This window comes from Paenibacillus sp. RS8 (genome assembly GCF_041956825.1).
Lineage (GTDB): Bacteria > Bacillota > Bacilli > Paenibacillales > Paenibacillaceae > Paenibacillus_AQ.
The window spans coordinates 1,736,806-1,753,830 of record NZ_CP168131.1 but is presented as its reverse complement, the minus strand read 5'-3'; the positions used below and the strand labels follow the sequence as shown (position 1 = coordinate 1,753,830).

14 protein-coding genes are annotated in these 17,025 nt (G+C 38.6%); 4 read left to right on the top strand and 10 right to left on the bottom strand.

The window, feature by feature from the left end:
* The first annotated feature begins 96 nt into the window (after nt 1-96).
* Nucleotides 97-771 (top strand): hypothetical protein, encoded by a 675-nt coding sequence (locus tag ACDZ28_RS09175; RefSeq protein ID WP_375104473.1) that lies wholly within the window; start codon nt 97-99, stop codon nt 769-771.
* Here the strand turns inward: ACDZ28_RS09175 and ACDZ28_RS09170 are convergent.
* The 7 genes from ACDZ28_RS09170 to ACDZ28_RS09140 all read right to left on the bottom strand — a co-directional run bounded on the left by ACDZ28_RS09170 (nt 749) and on the right by ACDZ28_RS09140 (nt 10,652).
* A complete protein-coding gene (locus ACDZ28_RS09170; RefSeq protein WP_375104472.1) occupies nt 749-1,957 on the bottom strand; it encodes a hypothetical protein in 1,209 nt (402 codons plus the stop codon). The two genes, ACDZ28_RS09175 and ACDZ28_RS09170, sit on opposite strands and share 23 nt — an antisense overlap.
* A gap of 1 nt (nt 1,958) precedes the next feature.
* Nucleotides 1,959-2,843, bottom strand: coding sequence for a serine/threonine-protein kinase (locus ACDZ28_RS09165; RefSeq protein ID WP_375104471.1), 885 nt, complete (start codon nt 2,841-2,843; stop codon nt 1,959-1,961).
* A gap of 1,131 nt (nt 2,844-3,974) precedes the next feature.
* On the bottom strand, nt 3,975-6,329 hold the full coding sequence (locus ACDZ28_RS09160; protein ID WP_375104470.1) for a hypothetical protein: 2,355 nt from the start codon (nt 6,327-6,329) through the stop codon (nt 3,975-3,977).
* A gap of 16 nt (nt 6,330-6,345) precedes the next feature.
* Entirely contained in the window at nt 6,346-7,326 is a 981-nt protein-coding gene (locus ACDZ28_RS09155) for a copper amine oxidase N-terminal domain-containing protein (protein ID WP_375104469.1), read from the bottom strand.
* Between the two features lie 478 nt (nt 7,327-7,804).
* On the bottom strand, nt 7,805-8,518 hold the full coding sequence (locus ACDZ28_RS09150) for a stalk domain-containing protein (RefSeq protein WP_375104468.1): 714 nt from the start codon (nt 8,516-8,518) through the stop codon (nt 7,805-7,807).
* A gap of 97 nt (nt 8,519-8,615) precedes the next feature.
* Nucleotides 8,616-9,866 carry a YncE family protein gene (locus ACDZ28_RS09145; RefSeq protein ID WP_375104467.1) on the bottom strand — a complete coding sequence of 417 codons (1,251 nt, stop codon included), beginning with the start codon at nt 9,864-9,866 and terminating at the stop codon, nt 8,616-8,618.
* Between the two features lie 39 nt (nt 9,867-9,905).
* Nucleotides 9,906-10,652: a stalk domain-containing protein gene (locus ACDZ28_RS09140; protein ID WP_076116291.1), complete on the bottom strand. Its 747-nt coding sequence runs from the start codon at nt 10,650-10,652 to the stop codon at nt 9,906-9,908.
* A gap of 211 nt (nt 10,653-10,863) precedes the next feature.
* Here ACDZ28_RS09140 and ACDZ28_RS09135 point away from each other — a divergent pair, with 211 nt between their 5' ends.
* From ACDZ28_RS09135 to ACDZ28_RS09125, 3 genes are all read left to right on the top strand, one after another.
* Nucleotides 10,864-11,031: a helix-turn-helix domain-containing protein gene (locus ACDZ28_RS09135; RefSeq protein WP_249923436.1), complete on the top strand. Its 168-nt coding sequence runs from the start codon at nt 10,864-10,866 to the stop codon at nt 11,029-11,031.
* Nucleotides 11,032-11,246: 215 nt separating this feature from the next.
* Nucleotides 11,247-11,987, top strand: coding sequence for a Crp/Fnr family transcriptional regulator (locus ACDZ28_RS09130; protein ID WP_076116289.1), 741 nt, complete (start codon nt 11,247-11,249; stop codon nt 11,985-11,987).
* Nucleotides 11,988-12,079: 92 nt separating this feature from the next.
* Complete coding sequence (locus ACDZ28_RS09125) at nt 12,080-12,247, top strand: hypothetical protein (protein WP_170880192.1); 168 nt, start codon at nt 12,080-12,082, stop codon at nt 12,245-12,247.
* A gap of 127 nt (nt 12,248-12,374) precedes the next feature.
* On the opposite strand, the gene ACDZ28_RS09120 is transcribed toward ACDZ28_RS09125, so the two are convergent.
* The 3 genes from ACDZ28_RS09120 to ACDZ28_RS09110 form a co-directional block, all read right to left on the bottom strand.
* A complete protein-coding gene (locus ACDZ28_RS09120) occupies nt 12,375-12,647 on the bottom strand; it encodes a hypothetical protein (protein WP_076116287.1) in 273 nt (90 codons plus the stop codon).
* A 950-nt stretch (nt 12,648-13,597) separates the two neighbouring features.
* Nucleotides 13,598-15,409 carry a hypothetical protein gene (locus ACDZ28_RS09115; protein ID WP_076116285.1) on the bottom strand — a complete coding sequence of 604 codons (1,812 nt, stop codon included), beginning with the start codon at nt 15,407-15,409 and terminating at the stop codon, nt 13,598-13,600.
* On the bottom strand, nt 15,409-16,989 hold the full coding sequence (locus tag ACDZ28_RS09110; RefSeq protein ID WP_076116283.1) for a hypothetical protein: 1,581 nt from the start codon (nt 16,987-16,989) through the stop codon (nt 15,409-15,411). Before ACDZ28_RS09110 ends, ACDZ28_RS09115 begins: the two co-directional genes overlap by 1 nt.
* Nucleotides 16,990-17,025: the final 36 nt, after the last annotated feature.

The following is a 17,025-nucleotide window of genomic DNA, read 5'->3' as shown; positions in this document are numbered from 1 at the left end:
ATAAATGTCTTAACCAAAGGGAAATAATAATTGTAGAGTAAATTTTAATATTTCTCTATAATCAATATTAGCTACAAAAGTGAGGTGAGGAATTATATGTTTAAATCCGAAGAACTTCTTGTAAATGCATTTGTTAATCACTTGGAGGTAGAGAATCGATCTCTAAATAGTTGGATACTTAGAGAAGTGGACTGTTGGCAAGGGAGAGCTGACGTTGTAAAAGTCAACTCTCATGAGAAAGTAATACACATAACCGATAATCAACGTAAGCTTTTGAAACAACTAACCTGCGCAAATATAATATCAGTTCTTCATTATGGATCTCCAAGAACTAAAGAATTCCTATATAACCATCTAGGTACAAAGAATATTGATAAGTGGTTAAAAGAATTATTATTTGAAGACATTATAACGGAAATTGCACATGATAAGTTTGTAATAAACTCAAATTTCAAACTACCACATTTCGATTTATGCGCTTATGAAATTAAGCTTTATGATTGGAGAAGAGCATTATACCAAGCAATTCAATATAAAGGGTTCTCAAATTTATCATATGTTGTTATGCCAAAAAGGAATGTAGGTCCTGCTATTAAAAACATTGAAGCTTTTGCTGCAAATAACATTGGCTTAATTCATGTTGATGATGAAGGGAATTGTGAAGTTGTCCTTAAGTCTATAAAAAGCAAACCACGGAGAAAATCATTTAACATCATCGGAACAGGAATAGCTTTAGAAACACTAAATTCTAAATTGATGCATCCAGTCTAAATTCTCTAATTGCATTGACCCATCCTTCTAAATGATTAGAATTTGATTTCGAGTCAAATTGGACATAGGCTTTATCAAGAATAGTATATAGTCCTATTGCATTAGAAATTGCACTTTCCATTGAATCGAATCGTTCTGTTACGTCATCTTCTTTACCTGAGAATAGCCTTTGTGCTGTGTTTTCCAATGCCATCCAATGGTGGAGAGTGCTTGTAGCCTCATCCCAAGCTGGATTAAGTGGATTATTTCTGATCAAATGATCATAAGTAGTTTGTGATAAGAATTGATCAAACTGATTTTTTAATCTAGATGTTAAAATTGAATCTAGTTCAGATGTCAGAATTGAGTTAAAAAGAGGGCCGGAGGAGTAGCGAGGTCTCGGACGTCTCCCTCCTGTTATCTCAGGGGCAATACGATCAAGTGTAAATCTTCTAAGTCCTTGAGACCATCCAGTAGCAATATGCGTAGCACCAGCTGCTAAGTATAGCATCCCGCAGAAATCGGCAAAACCAACAATCACTTCAAACTGATTAATTTCTGATAAAGAATAGATAAATGCCAATATATTTGCCAATTTACTTGGGTCATCATATTTCTGATGATACCCTGTAGGATTTCTAGAAATAATTAAATATATGCCATGCGCTTCTATCATGCTCAATTCATCAAGAAAATTTTCCATTAATCTCTTATCTAAAAATGCATTTTCGTGGATTGTAAATGAAATTAGTAAAGGTTTAATAAATTCGTTTTCATCCCTAACGTCCACTGATTCTTGCGCAAAATCAAGAGTTATTTGTGCTTCTCTTGAACTGAACGAGCTTATGTGTATCGTTGGAGATGTAATATAGTTAAAATCTCTTTCTTCTTGATATAAGAGTACATCTTTAACAAATCCTCGTGTGTTCTTCGATCCTCGAAAAGCTGATATGTTATGATATCCAGGATAATACGGATAATCTCCAAGATTTCCATCTTTAGAGTTCTGAAAGGGGACGTGATAAAATTGGGGATCCATTAAGATTTTTGCTTCTTCAAATTTAGGATGAAATTCACTAACGAAAGTCTCAAATTTATCAATTCTTTCATCTTTAGGACTCATCACTACGCCGACTAAGCTCTTATCTCTAATTCCTCTTTCAATTTTATCCGACTTCCCCCAACCATGTTGAGCCAATATATACACTTTATTCCAACTCCTCTTTTATTGAATTTATTTCGCTAATAATTAAATCACAATTTTTATATCGTAAGTGTGGTCTCTTAGCAAGAAATCTATTTACCAGATTAGTCAATTTTTTTGGGGCATGTGGAACATAGAAATCTATAGGCTTATGAGCAGACTGAAGTATAGCTGCAATTACCTGAGTTTCATTTAATCCTGGGGTGATGAATGGATGCATACGTGTTAGAGTCATATATAAAACAACTCCAAGTGAAAATAAATCTGACCTAAAGTCAATTTCTCTTCCAGTCTCAACTAACTGCTCCGGAGACATAAATAAATCTGTCCCAGGCTGTCTAAACCCTTTAGTAATTGATGAAACATCACTTTGGTCATATGCCACTCCTGCATCCAACAAAATAAAGCTATCTTTCAACATCATGATATTATTAGGCTTTATATCTCTGTGTATGTAGTGATTTTCTGTGAACTCCTTGATTACAGATACTATTTGTTGAGCGAGGGTAGTAGCTTCCAGATTATCAAGAGATCTTCTCTTTATAACCTCATTAAGTGGTTCTCCATCAATTAGTTGCTCAATGTAACAATAATATTTTTTATCATTGAATTTATATATTCCTGGCTCTGTGGGTCCTAATTTTACGAAAAAAGGTGATGTAATTTTTTCCATTATATTAATTTCTCTTTCCGCTCGCCTAATTATCATATTTTCTATTCTTTCATCACCTAGATCTTCTCTTAAGGGAACAAGTTTAAGCGCATAGCTAACCTCTTGATATGTGCATGTATAAACAAGTTTTTGCCCACCCTTTGTTAAATATTTGATGTCCCCCAGATAAGAAAGTTCCTTTGAAATAACATCCTCTTCTATTATGTTAGCAAACATCACTTCTCTCCTTTCCTAAACTTGATTTTCAATCTATTGATACAAAATAATTACACAATAATACATTATATCCCATAAAAAACAGTACACTAGTCCTAGGCTTTTAGTCAATGCTGTTTGTTCTAACATCTATACCAATAGGGCTAATTCCTCTTTCCACGAAAACAGACCACTCTTACATACATGGTCCCCACAGGCTGCTACCGGCTTTAGCCGGAACATTTCTCTCTCTCACTCCCTTCCAATCTTCATATTCCACCATTCATACCACACCCCCATATACACAAAAAACAGCTTTCCAAACAAACACTACAACCACGCCTTACCAACCCCACTCTAAGCCTAATCCACCACCTCATCCTAACCAACAAATTCACCTCTACATCCCTCCCACTTCTCATCTCTCATCTCCTCAAATCTCCAAACTTTAGCTCACCCAATCCTTCACCTCCCGACAAACACAAACAACCAACCCAACTACAAACCATATAAACACTCCTCAACTCTAAAACACCATCATCTGTCCTACCTACATACCAACCCACTGCTTCCGCTCAACACCAACACCTACACACCCCTTCACCTATACACAATCAATGGAGCAAAGTATGCCAAGCCAATCTCATTCCAACGACATTCCACAACACTCCATAACCGAACTCCGATAATGCTTTCCAGATACTTTACTAATGGTTTTACTCTTATAATTGCGCTGCAATAGCAGTGAGCATTCCCCTATGAGTTAATGCCCTTTCTTAAAGTGAGAGTTACTACTCTGAGTTACAGGATAGAAAGTTATTTAACGATCATCTATCATTGCGTTTCTTACTTTATTGGATCAGTCCCTATTTTAATACTAATTCATATACTATTTTCTGGCATATCTTTAGATCTAAACGATGCCACCTCGTTTTCCCAAGGCCTTCTCACACATCGAATAACGCTTCTTTCCTTTCTTGTACTGCAAACCCAATGCACTCTTCTTTAAGGTCATTGTTCATCTGAATAATTCTATAGTGGATCACATTCGCAACAACTATTTTCAATAACTAAAGATATACAAATAGACGCCAAGGAATTATCCAGAACCTTGGCGTCTTTCTTCTATAGAGATGAAATTATTGGATCAATCTAGTTGCCAGCTCCCAACACACTAAATGCTGACCACATCTGTTTAAAATTAATCGGTGTTTTACTATTTTCACCAGATAGCGTCTTTCCATCCTTAGACGAAAGAGTGTAACGATCGCTCCACACGGTTATGCGGAGATCTTTATACTCATCCAAGATAATGTTTTTCACTGCACTATAACCTTTGTCCAGCAATAACTGTAGCGATGAACTCTCATATTCTGTTGGAATGTAGTACCTGAATTTGACTGGACTCGGATTCCTACTATCACTACCACGACAAGTTGCTGTCGATACCGTTGTAACTTTTAAAATTGCCGTATCATTGTTCCAGCCAGCTGTTGCCTTAAGCGTTTTACCTATTGGGTTGGTTGTGATATCTGTCCAACCGTTCGGTCCTACAGCTGCATAATCAATGGTGCAAGAGTCCGTCGCGGTATCTGTGACTGTGGTATATCCTCCACTACAAGTCAATTTCTTAGTAGTTGGATTGTAATTCGAAGACTTGCAAGAATCATAGACGGAACGAGTATAGCTAAATTGCCAATAGTGGGTGACTTGTCTCGTATCTGGTTTTGTCCAAACGCCGATTTTTTCTCCAAAGAATGGACTGTACTTGTTGGCATTGGTTTTCACTTCATCCTTGGCGTACTTAGACAAATCCATACCAGTAGTTGGAATACTCTTTTGACTTTGCTTGATATTGTAAACTTGTCGGATAATCCCACGGTCCTTCCAATATCCGTCACCAGATGGGCCTACTACGTCTTTCGTCGTAAAGGAACCTGTTGTTATTCCTCCACTATTGCCACTCAGGTCAAAGGCTTCCAATTTACATGCATATTTTGTGGCTGGAGTAAGACCAATTAGTTGATATGTTGCGATTGATCCTTTGTAATTCGTATTGTATTTAGGACTGCACTTAAGGGTGTAATGCGAAAAGTTCGACTCTTTATTTGCAGTCCAGTAGGTCGTCGTGTCATACACTCCGATATTTTTAAACTGAATTGGCGGAGTGACGATCTTTTTTACTGGTTTAGGAGTCGATGTTGGGCTTGGCTTAGGTGTTGTAGTTGGAGTAGGCGTAGAACTTGGCGGAGGCGTAATAATCTTCGAAATATCAAAATCCAGATAATCCATTCGGCCGTAGCCATCATCAAGTGACAGTGAAACCTTTTGTTTATCCATACCAGCTAATCGCAAAATTTGTTCATTGGAAACAAATACTTCTCCGTTATACTTAGAATTTTCTCCAGGATTCCACTTACCTTGCGTCATTTCAAAACCGGACGGCTGAATCCACTTGGCTCCACCAAGTATAGCTTGCTCTGAATTTAAGGGATCTAGCGTCAAATCACTTGCAGACTTCTTCGTTCCAACTTTAACCGTAACATACCGACCACTATACCCGTACGCTTGGTAAGTAATCTTAAATCCAGCTGTTTTCTTACCACTCAAATTGTAGTCTGTTACTGCCGTTGCTTTGAGAAAGGCAGGAAACGGAGTCATTTGGTATGTGGTGAACCCCCGATAAGCATCTTTATCTGTTGTAAAACCCGGAAGCCCATTGAAGTTGCTAACCTCTACCATGGTACCGCCAATGGATTGAACGAATTCGTTCATATATAAGAAGTAGCTTGGAAATCCTGTTTCCTTGCTCGTTACTTTATATAAACCAGTCGTTCCTGTCTTGCCCTGAAGGTCTGGAGCCCAGATATCCTGGGTTTCAAACTTCTTCTGTAGTAACGCTGTTCGGAAGGCTGAAATCTTAGCGGCATCCTGTGTAAAACCGCCCGAAGCTTGGAACTCAATGTCGCTTGCCGGATTGAGCGCACCAATCAATTTGGATTGTTGCAGAGCCTCTTGGGGAAACATCGTGTATCCCGTACTTGCAACTGCTCCATTTGTTAAGTAGGTAGAGTCGATATTAAAATTGAGCAAATCAGTCACGACTGCTCTTCCCGAGCCTGCAGTGACCCCGGAGAAATCATTAAGAAAGACACCAGTCCAACGAGAAACAGAGGCTGGGATAATCAGGTTTTGAGTTGTCCCCTTGATGAGGTTATGAAATTGCCCATCACTCCACCCGCCAACATTCCGGAAGGCTTGAGCAACGGTGTAGTCTTTCGTTGTAGTGAAAGGAAACTTAGCGATTGCTGTGGTCATGATGAGGTTGGCGGTATGGTTGGCTTCTGAAATCGGATTATACTGAACCCCTGCTCTCGTTTTCAGCCAGCTTTGTAATGTTGTCTTGTCAGATGCCGCCTCAGCATTTTTACCTTTTGCCGTTGTTATAAGAATCGATATAGTGAAAATGGCTGCTATAATAGCAACCAGCTTCCGGTTGACTTTCATGTCTATTCCCCCTCTTTTAATTGGTGATGCCGAGGGCTTTGTATACTGTCTCCAAAGTCACCATGTTCTTGTGAGAATCATACACGAGGAGGCCATCGTCGATAGAACCTTTATAACCGTAATATTTTGATGCGTATGATTTCGACATGACGAAATAGCAATCTATTTCAGCATATCGAGGAAGGTAATTAATGTTGATTGCAACCATAAATTCTTCGCTAAGACCGACGAGTTTTTGCCTAACTCCGGTTTCCAGTTTCCGATCTCCGTTACTTCCATCCCTGAGAGCGGAGCTAACTTGCCAAACTTCACCACCGTTCGTAATTGTAGAAGGAAGCTGGAAGCTCAGCGTTTTTGTTGAAGCATCCCAAGTTAACGGCTTGAAGACAATAAGCCCTGTAACCTTTTGATCAGAAGTAGGAGTCCAAGTCGTGTACTTACTGTCCTTCGTATCCTTGACTGGCGTGGCCGTTGTACTAGGAGACGGCGTTTGTGCTGGAGTCTTCCAAGGCGTAGTTATAAGAACCGTTCCCCCACCACTTGTATTTGGAATAAAACCGACTGACGCACCGAGCCCTTCACTTATGGCGCGAATTGGAACCATTACACGATTGTTCTGAACAGTTGCTGCGGCACCCACAGAAGTAATTATTGTTTCATTGATTACGATATCTTTTTGATTAAGTGCGATTTGGACTTTGTTTGCCTTCGGCTCGGTAATTTCTACAATAGCTAACTTCAAACTATTATCCCAAGTGACCTTTGCCCCTAACGCCTCTGATACAAATCTCAGCGGTACGAATGTGTAATTGTCTTTAAGGTACGCCGGGGCTTCATTGATCTCAATTGCGGTCCCATTCACTTTTACTACAACCTTTTGTATCTTTGCTGCCGAAGCTCCTCCAGTTGTAATAGTAAACAGTGACACTGCAGCAGCAAAAGCTAAAAATGATTTCTTCACAACGTCCTTTGTTGATTTCACATTCATTTTAATCATCCCTTCTTTGGTTTTGTTGATCTTTCCGTGTGCGAATTGCTCCTACTTTCCAGCCATCTATTTACCTCGTCTTCATAAAATACATACTCCCAAACTGTTTTGTTTTTGTAGATATCCCTCTTGTGATATGGTAATGAATTATTACTTAAGTGACTCCAATTAACGATTGTACGCGGCGTCACCCTCAGCTTTTTGGCAAGTTCCTTCTTTGAACAAGAAAACATTAATCTCACCACCCGACAAGTTACTTGAATTTCAAACATTCGGATTTTAACATCCCTATCTTTATTTTTGCAATATATGTATCTACAATTTTAAATAAAATAATATTTCCGAAAACATAAAGAGCCCGATCCATAGCGAAGATCGGGCTTAGCTTTAGTCAGTATAGAATGAAATGGTATGGCTATAATAGACGGTTTCAAGCCTTTTTCTGTTTGGTTGGGTAGTTTTCGGGTATTTAATGATATTATTGAGGTTATTTTGTCAGTAGTGGATTAAAGATCACTACACCAGCATTACCCGAAGTTCCCTCTACATATATATCAAGTTTTAAAACTCCATTCATAGAGATTGATGCTGATTGACTTGGAACTCCTTTTACTGCACTGCTACTCCAGACTTCCTGACCATCAGCAAATACACTTATTTTCGCAGACGCTCCAGATTGAGATTTATCTCTAATTCCGTAATTAAAACTCAAGATTTTATACTGAGCATTTAAATTGTAGCTTTGAGTTGTCTTTGTTGTATCACTTGTAAAAGTAGTATAAAAATAACTCGGGATATATAAAGTTTTTTCATAAGTTTGTCCATCGACAGTTTGTAGTGAATTAACTTCTGAATTATCCGCTATTTTTGCTGGAGGTATATTGGTCAAGTACTCACCAACTACTACTGATTCACCAAAAAGAACAGATTTAGTTTTTGCATCCCATGCTACAGGTTTCCCCAACATATTCCCCACTAATCTCAATGGTAAATAGGTTGTTCCATTGTACATTATAGACGCTGGCACTGTTGTTCCATTGTTATTAAATTTGTTGCTAGCAGGTGTTTTGTCAACTTTATCAATAATAAATTTAATTGGATCAAAGCTCACCTCAATTTTGGAAGTAGCTGCGAAACCAATACTTCCAAAGAACAAACCTCCTACTATAAATCCACTAACTGCGTACTTCATTTTGCTCATCCTACTCATTATCATTACCTCCGCTACCATTTTTATATATTACCGATTCGATTCCACGGAACTTACTACAGGGTAATTTATTAACAAATATACACCCTCACATTTTACTTATATCCCATATAGAGCGCTTTTTAGGGTACTTTACAATTAAATCAGCTATTCTATACTCCTTATCGCTTACTAATACATATTTGCCACTTTCGCTCATACCTTCAATCATTCCAAATGATTTAATTGTTTTAATTATTTTTCCTGTTTGTGGGTTGATAACTGAGGTAGTATATTCTTTATCCCCCCGCATAGTTGCAAATAGCTTTTTCCCATCTTTTGATAATTTAATTAGATCAATATTATCCTTATAAAAAAAGGTAGAAATTAACTGACCAGTCTTTATGTTATAGACCCTCATAGATTTATCCCCATAAGAACCAATAAATAGTCCGGAAGGGGTCATATCAGTACCAAACTGAGTAAATTTAGTACCATTTTTCATAGGCAACTTAATTGCTGACAACAATTTATTGTTCTTTATATCATAAAACAAATTACCATGTTCTTTTAAATCCTTAGTTGCATAAGGAAGCATGGCGAAATTTCCGAAAACTGTTATGTAGTAGGGATTGCTGTCTGAATTAACGATATATTGCAAATTATGATTAGAATTAAGAACACTCTGATATATCTTTCCCGTTTTATAATCTATAGTTCCGACATGTTTGGTGGTTGCAAATAGGATATTCCCATTAGCTAGCATTTGGATAGTTCGATAATGTTCCAGTGGTAGCATTAAATTGTATTCATAATCTCCACTCCTGTTGTAGTATCTGATCTCCACACGATTTTCGTCACCGGATAACGAGACAGCATAAACCTGATCTTCATCTTCCAATACACCTAGAAGTTTCTCGCTAGATTCCGTAGAAAACTGACTCGATAAGCCTGTTTGAGTATCATAAATCTTAATGAACGGTGGTTCACCAAATTGATTTTGAAAATTCTTGTTTGCATATTTTTTTTCCGAGGACACTATATATCTTCCTGAAACACTTAAAATCGGTTCAAAGCCTACTTCTTCTTCTTTAATTTTTTTACCGGTGGAAACATCAAAAACAAACATTTTTTTGCTGGACGTGTATATTCCAGTGTCCGTCTCTGTCTCATTGATATACATTAACTGGGTGTCCTTTTCAATAAACTTAACCACTCCATAATTTTCACTTATCTTAGTAGTAATTAATTGAGTTACTTTTCTTTCCCCTGAATTAGAAGCATTGAGACTTAGTGGATTGGTAATAAATGAGCACATTATTATTATCAAAAAAATTCCAAGTGTTTTACTGTACTTCAATGGTTAACCTCCTCGGATTCGAGTATATTTTTTAGCAAGCTAATCATTACTCCTAATATGAACACTGTGCTGTATTGCATTCCATTGTACAGTGGCTCCAAATGACTCACTTACAAATCTTAGTGGAACAAACGTAATATTATTTATAATCTTTGGGGATTCGTTTAATTGAATTGTTTTTCCATTGAGAGTAGCTTGTAGGGAACCAATCTTTAAAGTAAAACTATTAGTATTGGCATCAACCTTAATAGTCTGTTTCTCCTTATCCCATAATAACTCCGCCCCAAAATATTCAAAGATAGGACGCATTGGTATTATCACCGATCCATTTCTAAACTTCGGTGCTGGATCAAGGTGGATTTCCTCGTTATCAATAAATACCTTTATTCTTTCAGTTTTTCGCTCTAATATTACTATTCTTTTTTCACTACCATTCATATATACCATTTCTAATTTATCCTTTAAGAAACTAAGCGTCCCTTGTTTTTTTGCAGGATTCTCTTCGGGAAATGCATACTTAAAAGTAGCCTTGGATTTTGACTCGATATCAAGTACCGAATTGAAAAGTTCATCTCCTTGATCTGGCGCTTGAAACCCTGCAAAAATCGTATAGTTGCCTGAAGTGTCTTGTTTAATTGTTACAAAGTAATAGGTGTTAGGTGACACTGATTGCCATTCCCCCAGATATTGCTTGACTACGATATTTTCTGCATATACCGCAGGTGTAGGGAATTTAATAATTAGCACCATAATACAAATAAAAGTCAAAATCCCTTTTTTCCACATTAATAAAACCCCTATTCATTAAAATTGAAAACTATTAACGTTAGCATTCTTAGCACTAGAATAACTACCTTAGAAAATCCATGAGACATTTATTTTAAAGTGTTGTATCATACATAGATACTTATAAGTATTAATTTTAATTTTAATACCTTTATACCTATTACCTGCCTTTCTTTGTTTATCTACACTCCTTTTATAAGGAGTGAACGTTATGGCTGAAATAATCTTAAAATTAGTTGGTAGCAAAATAAGAGAAATTCGGAAATCTCAAGGTTTATCTCAAGAACAATTAGGAGAAAAGGCTGGTTTCCACTTTTCTTATATAGGTGGACTTGAAAGAGGAGAGCGCAATGTTACTCTTTCTAATCTGCCCAGATAGCAGATACCTTACAGATTGAGATTTCAGAGTTCTTTGGATATACAGCGCAATACCAAAAAGAGATTAATAAGAGAGACTCGTTACTTGAAGAGGCATTTATTCTTTTACTAAATCGCGATGAAAAAGAAATAAGAATGGCTATTAATATTTTGTCTGAAGTTTTTAATACATATGCTCCAAAGTAGCATAAGACTGATTTGAAAGTAGGGGACATATTGTTTAACTCAGTTTTAGACACTCCACTATTTAAAGATATTGATATACATGATGTTGAATTTGTTTTGTCTAAGTTCACTGAACGCCGATATCCTAAAGATCACATCTTATTTCTTCAGGGTAGTCCAGGTATGGAGATGTTCCTAATCGCTTCAGGAGCCTTACGGATTTATACTGAGAGTGATGATAAGGAGCTAATTCTTGGACATCAGTTCCCTGGAGAATCGATTGGTGAGTTGGAGGTTCTGCACCATAATAACCTCCGATTAGCTTCTGTAGCAACGTTAGAGCCCTCAGTCTTATGGATGATTCGAAAGCCAGACCTAGAAACACTAATTGACCTCTATCCTCAAATTCTTCGTAAGCTCTTTTACGTCGTGAGCGAAAGATTAGACCAGGCAGACCGTAAGCTTGAATACTTAGCCTTTCTTTCGAGCAAAATCCGGGTTGCCAATTTGCTTCTCGATCTGCATTCCAACTTTGGAGTAGAAGTATCTGAGGGATACCTGATCAACTGGAAGACTACCCACCAACACATGGCATACATGATTGGAGTAAGTCGTGAATCTGTAACGATAGGTTTGCAGGAACTGCAGGTAGCACAAATCATCTCCATACGAAACAAATACATAACGATTACCAATCTATCTGCACTGAAACTATTGGCGAATGATGAGGAAACTTCTACAAACGACCGTGAATGGCACTCCTCTTTGTCCTACAAGTACAATACCATTTAATGGAGTTAACTTCTGTGTTGCAGCTAACAAAGCACATGCAACATCAGTCACAGCACAACCCCTAAGTTAAGATTTTCGCTCCTCCTCAGGGTATGCTTCAAGTTGTCGCCGAATGGTCAGCGGCTTCTTTGCTTTTTACAAAATGCTCTACTTGCCCAGGCACCAAAGAACTATTGGGCTTGCCGGAGAAATACGCTGAATGCACAACAATCGTAGACAAAGAAGCCGAAGCCTTTGAGCCGCTGGACCCTTTTCGCTAAGCGTTGAAAACAATTTTGATCCTAAAGCTATCAACGGACCTTTTACATTAAATAGCATTGACCCCCTACCTTGAAATTGTAGAACTCCAGAAGACATAGATTCCTATAAACAGTGGAATTGAATGCACTAATAGTCCTCAGCCAATAGTACAGTAGTCACACTGCGGTCCCTTTCGGTTACCACAAAGATTGGTTTTTCCCAAATTCCAGAATATGTGCTCAAAATTCGTTCGCCATTATCGATCGCCCATTGATTAAGTTTGTAATCCACCTCAGATACATTCCCATAATTACCAATTACATGACAGTTAAGTACAAACAGGACTCCAAATTGGGTGATCATCTCCAAAGCGGCTGGGGTAACTTTAATTTCTCCTAACTCAAATAACTCTTCGCTCATTGTAATCCTCCTTTAATTGCTAACATTAACATATTTTAACATTGTAATATTTATGTACACAACCCCTGTGTTTATTCGAACCTATGTCTTTTGAGGCTCTGAAACATCAAAATAGGGGATAGAAACTCCTTAGAGAAAACTCCTCATCACCACCGTTTGTTTCAGGAAGGCTTCCTGAACTTTACTAAAAGTGGTCGTACAAACTGTTACATTTTATCTTTTAGCTAAGCGTGTTTCTGTTACAAGGCACTTCTGCGGCAGCTAAAGAATCTGTCTACTGCCTCAAACTGTGTTCTACTTTGAGAAAGCACTAAAATTAAAGTCGTCGAACCCTCCACTATGTAGTAGTACCCCCTATGGGTGTGGAACCGATGAGGCAAGGAGCTTAATGGGGCTGGCTAAGTTGTTATAGACTGCCACTGGGAGAAGACGGTGTGACGGAGAGAACGAGCGAAGCGTAACGGCTGTGCTGCTGAGAGAAAAGTTCTAAAACCGGAACCTAGCAGCAGAGGAACAGATCCTAAAATAGAATAAGTACAACCGTTATTAACAAAAGACAAATCTGTACGTTTTTGGGTTTAAGCCTTTTGGACGAAACCTTGACAGAACCTGGGCAGGTTCCGTACTCCGTCACGTAGACGAGGGGCTTCAAGGAACAACGGAACCTCAACCGGCATACCATGTCGCCCCGCTCACTATTTTGCTTGTTTTTCGTGTTTTGGTCTTAGTTGTTTTAGTGGATATAATATTTTTTAGGTTCCGTTGGTGTTTTGCAGCCCTTGTCTAGGGTTAGGATTGCGGAACCTGCATAGGTTCCATGTAAGTTCCGTCGTTGCCTCTTCTATTCCCCGTCCCCCTTAACTAGGCAACAGAATGCGGAACCTTACTCAAGTTCCGTCATACTTTTCTGGGCAGCAAAAAGAGGAGGCTTTGTGTGCCTCCTCTCGCTGTTATCCTAATTCTAGCTCAACAGTTATCTCTTCTGCCTGCTCAACCATCAACAACGCGTTTTTCGACCACGCCTCAGCAGGAAACATCCCTTCAGTTTCTTCTTCCAGTTTCTGGGCGTTTATTGTAAAACACTTGGCCTTGCCCCCATTAAGTGATTCCGATGTGTTCAATTCTATGGACTCATATTTCTTCAAACCACTCAAGATAATCTTTCTGTCAAAATCAATTGTGGATTTGTTTTGTGTATATTCTTCAAACTTATCCAGCCACCATGCCTGTTGGAACTTGAAGCCTTTCTGACTGCTCCATCCACTCATCTGTTTTTGCTGGTATGAAGGATCTATATGATAAGTTTGAACAAACTGCAGAAACTCAACATATATTGGTTGAATTTGGTTCTCCTTTCTCTGACTGCTAACAAGTTCCATCATTTCTCGGAACACCTCGTCTGTGTAAGGCTCCATACCTACCAGTACTTGAAGATCTCTCATCATAACAAACCCCATAGCAAGTGCGAGCATGATTTCAGCTTCTCGGGGAATAGAAGCCATTTTCGCATAAGTCTTGGCTGATGCATGCCAATCAGCCCAGCATTCTTGTTGTTTGATTAAATATTGTAAATAACCAGCAATAAACCTACCATTATCTTTCTTGTTACCAATAATGTCTATTATTAATTCTCTGTTTCCGCTTTGATCTGAAGGCTTAAACTCCAGTTGAATCATTCGATCCTGAACGGCTTCATTACTAATTCTTTTGTTGGCTGCCATTGCCCAGGGAGCCTGAAGTACATAGGTCTCATTACCGAAAAGGTTACCTCTCATATAATCGGATCGATCAAAGAGTATCTTCAACATATTTGCTATATCATCACTATCTTTCTTGTTGGGACTTTCAGTCGTAGTGATGGGAAAAGCGTTTGTGCAAGCCATTGCATCTCGAATGGGCTGTTTGGTTGAACTCATTGCTAATTCCTTCATTTTTGTATTCCCAAAGTAGGTTGATAGAATTTTTAAACAGGTTGATTTCCCAGCCCCCTTCTCCCCATATAGATAGAGAATTGGCAAATTCGTGACATATTCCTCCATCATCCAATCGCTCAGTAGGGCCGCCAAATACCAGGCTAATGGCACTAAGGCTTTTTTGTCCGCAAACAATTTCGGCAAACTTTCAAGCATAGTTTTCGCCGTATCGTGCCAATTATTTTCAATATATTCATTTCTAATTCTTGTCTGACTGTTTAGGTGCCTTCTTCCTAAAACCTGTACTAGTTCCCCATCTGATTCTTTCATTTTCGATGGCTTAAGATAATGAATTTGCTCCTCCTCATCCAAAATGACAAAATAATAATTTCTACTAGGGCTATGATAGAACATTCCTACATAATCAGCCTGATCGACTGTTATCTTGGCTTGTTTTGCTACATACACCATGAGTTGCTCAAAGTCAGTATTGCTACGACAAGTAAGTAATACGGTACTCAAGTTATTTTTCAAGGCAATCAATAACTTCTTCTTATCAGCTTGCATTTCACCGGTTATGATAATATTGGTTCGTAGTTGATTGCCTTCACTAATATCAACCAGCAGAGCCTCCTCTTTAGCTCCCAATTTGATTTTCCTCACATTCTGGAATAGGAAATTGCTAAGGGATTCCTTGTATAGTTTTCCTTCTTTGTCATACTTGAGAATATAGTACCTATTATTATTCTCAAATAGCCCAGGCTTCTTGGGAGTATCGTCTAGTTGTTTCAAATCTGGCCGTTCTTCTTCAATTTCTTTTAAAGCTTCTTCGAGCGAATTATTTTTCATTATATGCAGTACTCCTTCCATTTTCCGAAATAGGGAGCAACCCGATATGGGTCCATAAAAATGAGTGGGTCATCCCAATACGCACTTAGTTGAATCCCAGCTGTTAGAGCAACTTTCTTGATTAATTTTTTTGCTGTATCTCCATTGAATGCCTGAGCGTCTTGAAGGAGCCAGAAAGCTAAATCAGTTCGCTCAAACGGAATTTCCATGTGTATGGTTTGTTGTTCGAAGAGATTGGCATCCTCTTCTGTGCTCCACTCAAACCAGATTGACTTAACTTGGTTATCCCAATTCGGGAACTTAACGTAGAGGGGGGTGTCGCCAAGCAAGTGTTTCAGTATCCAATACTCCTTACGTTTGATGCCTCTAATTCCCGATTCATTTCGAACGCCAAAGTTCGAACGATTGGGAAATAATTGTAAGTAGGCGTTATACCCTCCGCTCTGTTCCCAACTGTATAGTTGCTTCCGATCTTCAGCTGTTAGTGGAACCTCTGGATTGTAGTAGTTGTAGCTTTCTGGAGCATCGTAAAGTGCAATGAAATTAAAACGGCATTCTTTTAGTTTAGGACAAGTCCACCCGTTTTTATCTAGCCCTGCACAGCTGAAAGGATACCCTCCTTTTTGAAGTTCATCCAGTTTTCTATAGTATTTCCGTTGTGTTTCGTCTTCATCGTAAGTTGAATATCCTCGACTAACCTTATATGCGAGTTCTTCGCCTTCATTGCCAAATATAGCGATATTACTGAGTACTGCTTGCCAGGCCGGTTCTCTGAAATTGTTTGGATCACTAATGCTTTGCTTGATAGCTTCGCATCCCAATACTCGGTTTTGCTGGCCCTCTAACTGACCGAGTTCGAGCCATCGACCGCCCTCCGTTACACACTCAGGTCTATCGTTATCTATAGGTGGTGCAACTGTAGTTCTTGTTTCCTTCAGCTTAGGGTGATCGGCAGAAATCCGATTAGCATAAGCCTCTTCAAGCTTGGCCCATTGGTCGGCGTATGGTTGTTGGTCAGCGTCAATAAAGACGCAGTTTCCCTGAATCACAGCTTCTCCATTTAGGGGTAGTCCAATGATATTTCCATATGTGTTCGTTTTATCCTGTGCAGGGAACAACCGATCCAGCGATCGTTTCGTGTTACTCCCTTTCTTTAAGGGACCCTTAAAGGGTATACCATATTTCTCAAGTGCATTAAACATCAGTGTTCGAGCTTCTTGACCCTTCACAGGTGCGTCAAAAAAGATCCAGACATGATACCCGTTACCTGAAGAACTACGCTCAACTAACGAATAAATTTTATCTTCTTTAAAGTTTTCGTGTAATTTCCAACTTTGTTCAAATGCATTTTCATTTTCATCAAAGTCGGCTGCAACAAAGATACAAGTATCAAACTTAAGGGGAAAGACCCCCAAATGACAAAATCCCTCTAGATGGGTACGAGCCTGCCCTTCTCCAAATGGACGATCACACCCAGCATCTCGTACTGGTTTCCATCCACAATCATTCTTACGCATATGGGCATCTGCACGGTGGACAAAGAGTTTTCGAAATAAAGTTGTCTGTGAAACAGTGATCATTTTACTTGTCCCCTTTCGCTAATTTCTTGATGTTTG

Excerpts from the sequence above, each read along its gene's own strand:
- ACDZ28_RS09175 (WP_375104473.1), top strand. The coding sequence starts at position 97 with ATGTTTAAATCCGAAGAACTTCTTGTAAATGCATTTGTTAATCACTTG.
- ACDZ28_RS09165 (WP_375104471.1), bottom strand. The coding sequence starts at position 2,843 with ATGTTTGCTAACATAATAGAAGAGGATGTTATTTCAAAGGAACTTTCT.
- ACDZ28_RS09160 (WP_375104470.1), bottom strand. The coding sequence starts at position 6,329 with ATGAAAGTCAACCGGAAGCTGGTTGCTATTATAGCAGCCATTTTCACT.
- ACDZ28_RS09155 (WP_375104469.1), bottom strand. The coding sequence starts at position 7,326 with ATGATTAAAATGAATGTGAAATCAACAAAGGACGTTGTGAAGAAATCA.
- ACDZ28_RS09150 (WP_375104468.1), bottom strand. The coding sequence starts at position 8,518 with ATGAGCAAAATGAAGTACGCAGTTAGTGGATTTATAGTAGGAGGTTTG.
- ACDZ28_RS09140 (WP_076116291.1), bottom strand. The coding sequence starts at position 10,652 with ATGTGGAAAAAAGGGATTTTGACTTTTATTTGTATTATGGTGCTAATT.
- ACDZ28_RS09135 (WP_249923436.1), top strand. The coding sequence starts at position 10,864 with ATGGCTGAAATAATCTTAAAATTAGTTGGTAGCAAAATAAGAGAAATT.
- ACDZ28_RS09125 (WP_170880192.1), top strand. The coding sequence starts at position 12,080 with ATGCTTCAAGTTGTCGCCGAATGGTCAGCGGCTTCTTTGCTTTTTACA.
- ACDZ28_RS09120 (WP_076116287.1), bottom strand. The coding sequence starts at position 12,647 with ATGAGCGAAGAGTTATTTGAGTTAGGAGAAATTAAAGTTACCCCAGCC.
- ACDZ28_RS09115 (WP_076116285.1), bottom strand. The coding sequence starts at position 15,409 with ATGAAAAATAATTCGCTCGAAGAAGCTTTAAAAGAAATTGAAGAAGAA.
- ACDZ28_RS09110 (WP_076116283.1), bottom strand. The coding sequence starts at position 16,989 with ATGATCACTGTTTCACAGACAACTTTATTTCGAAAACTCTTTGTCCAC.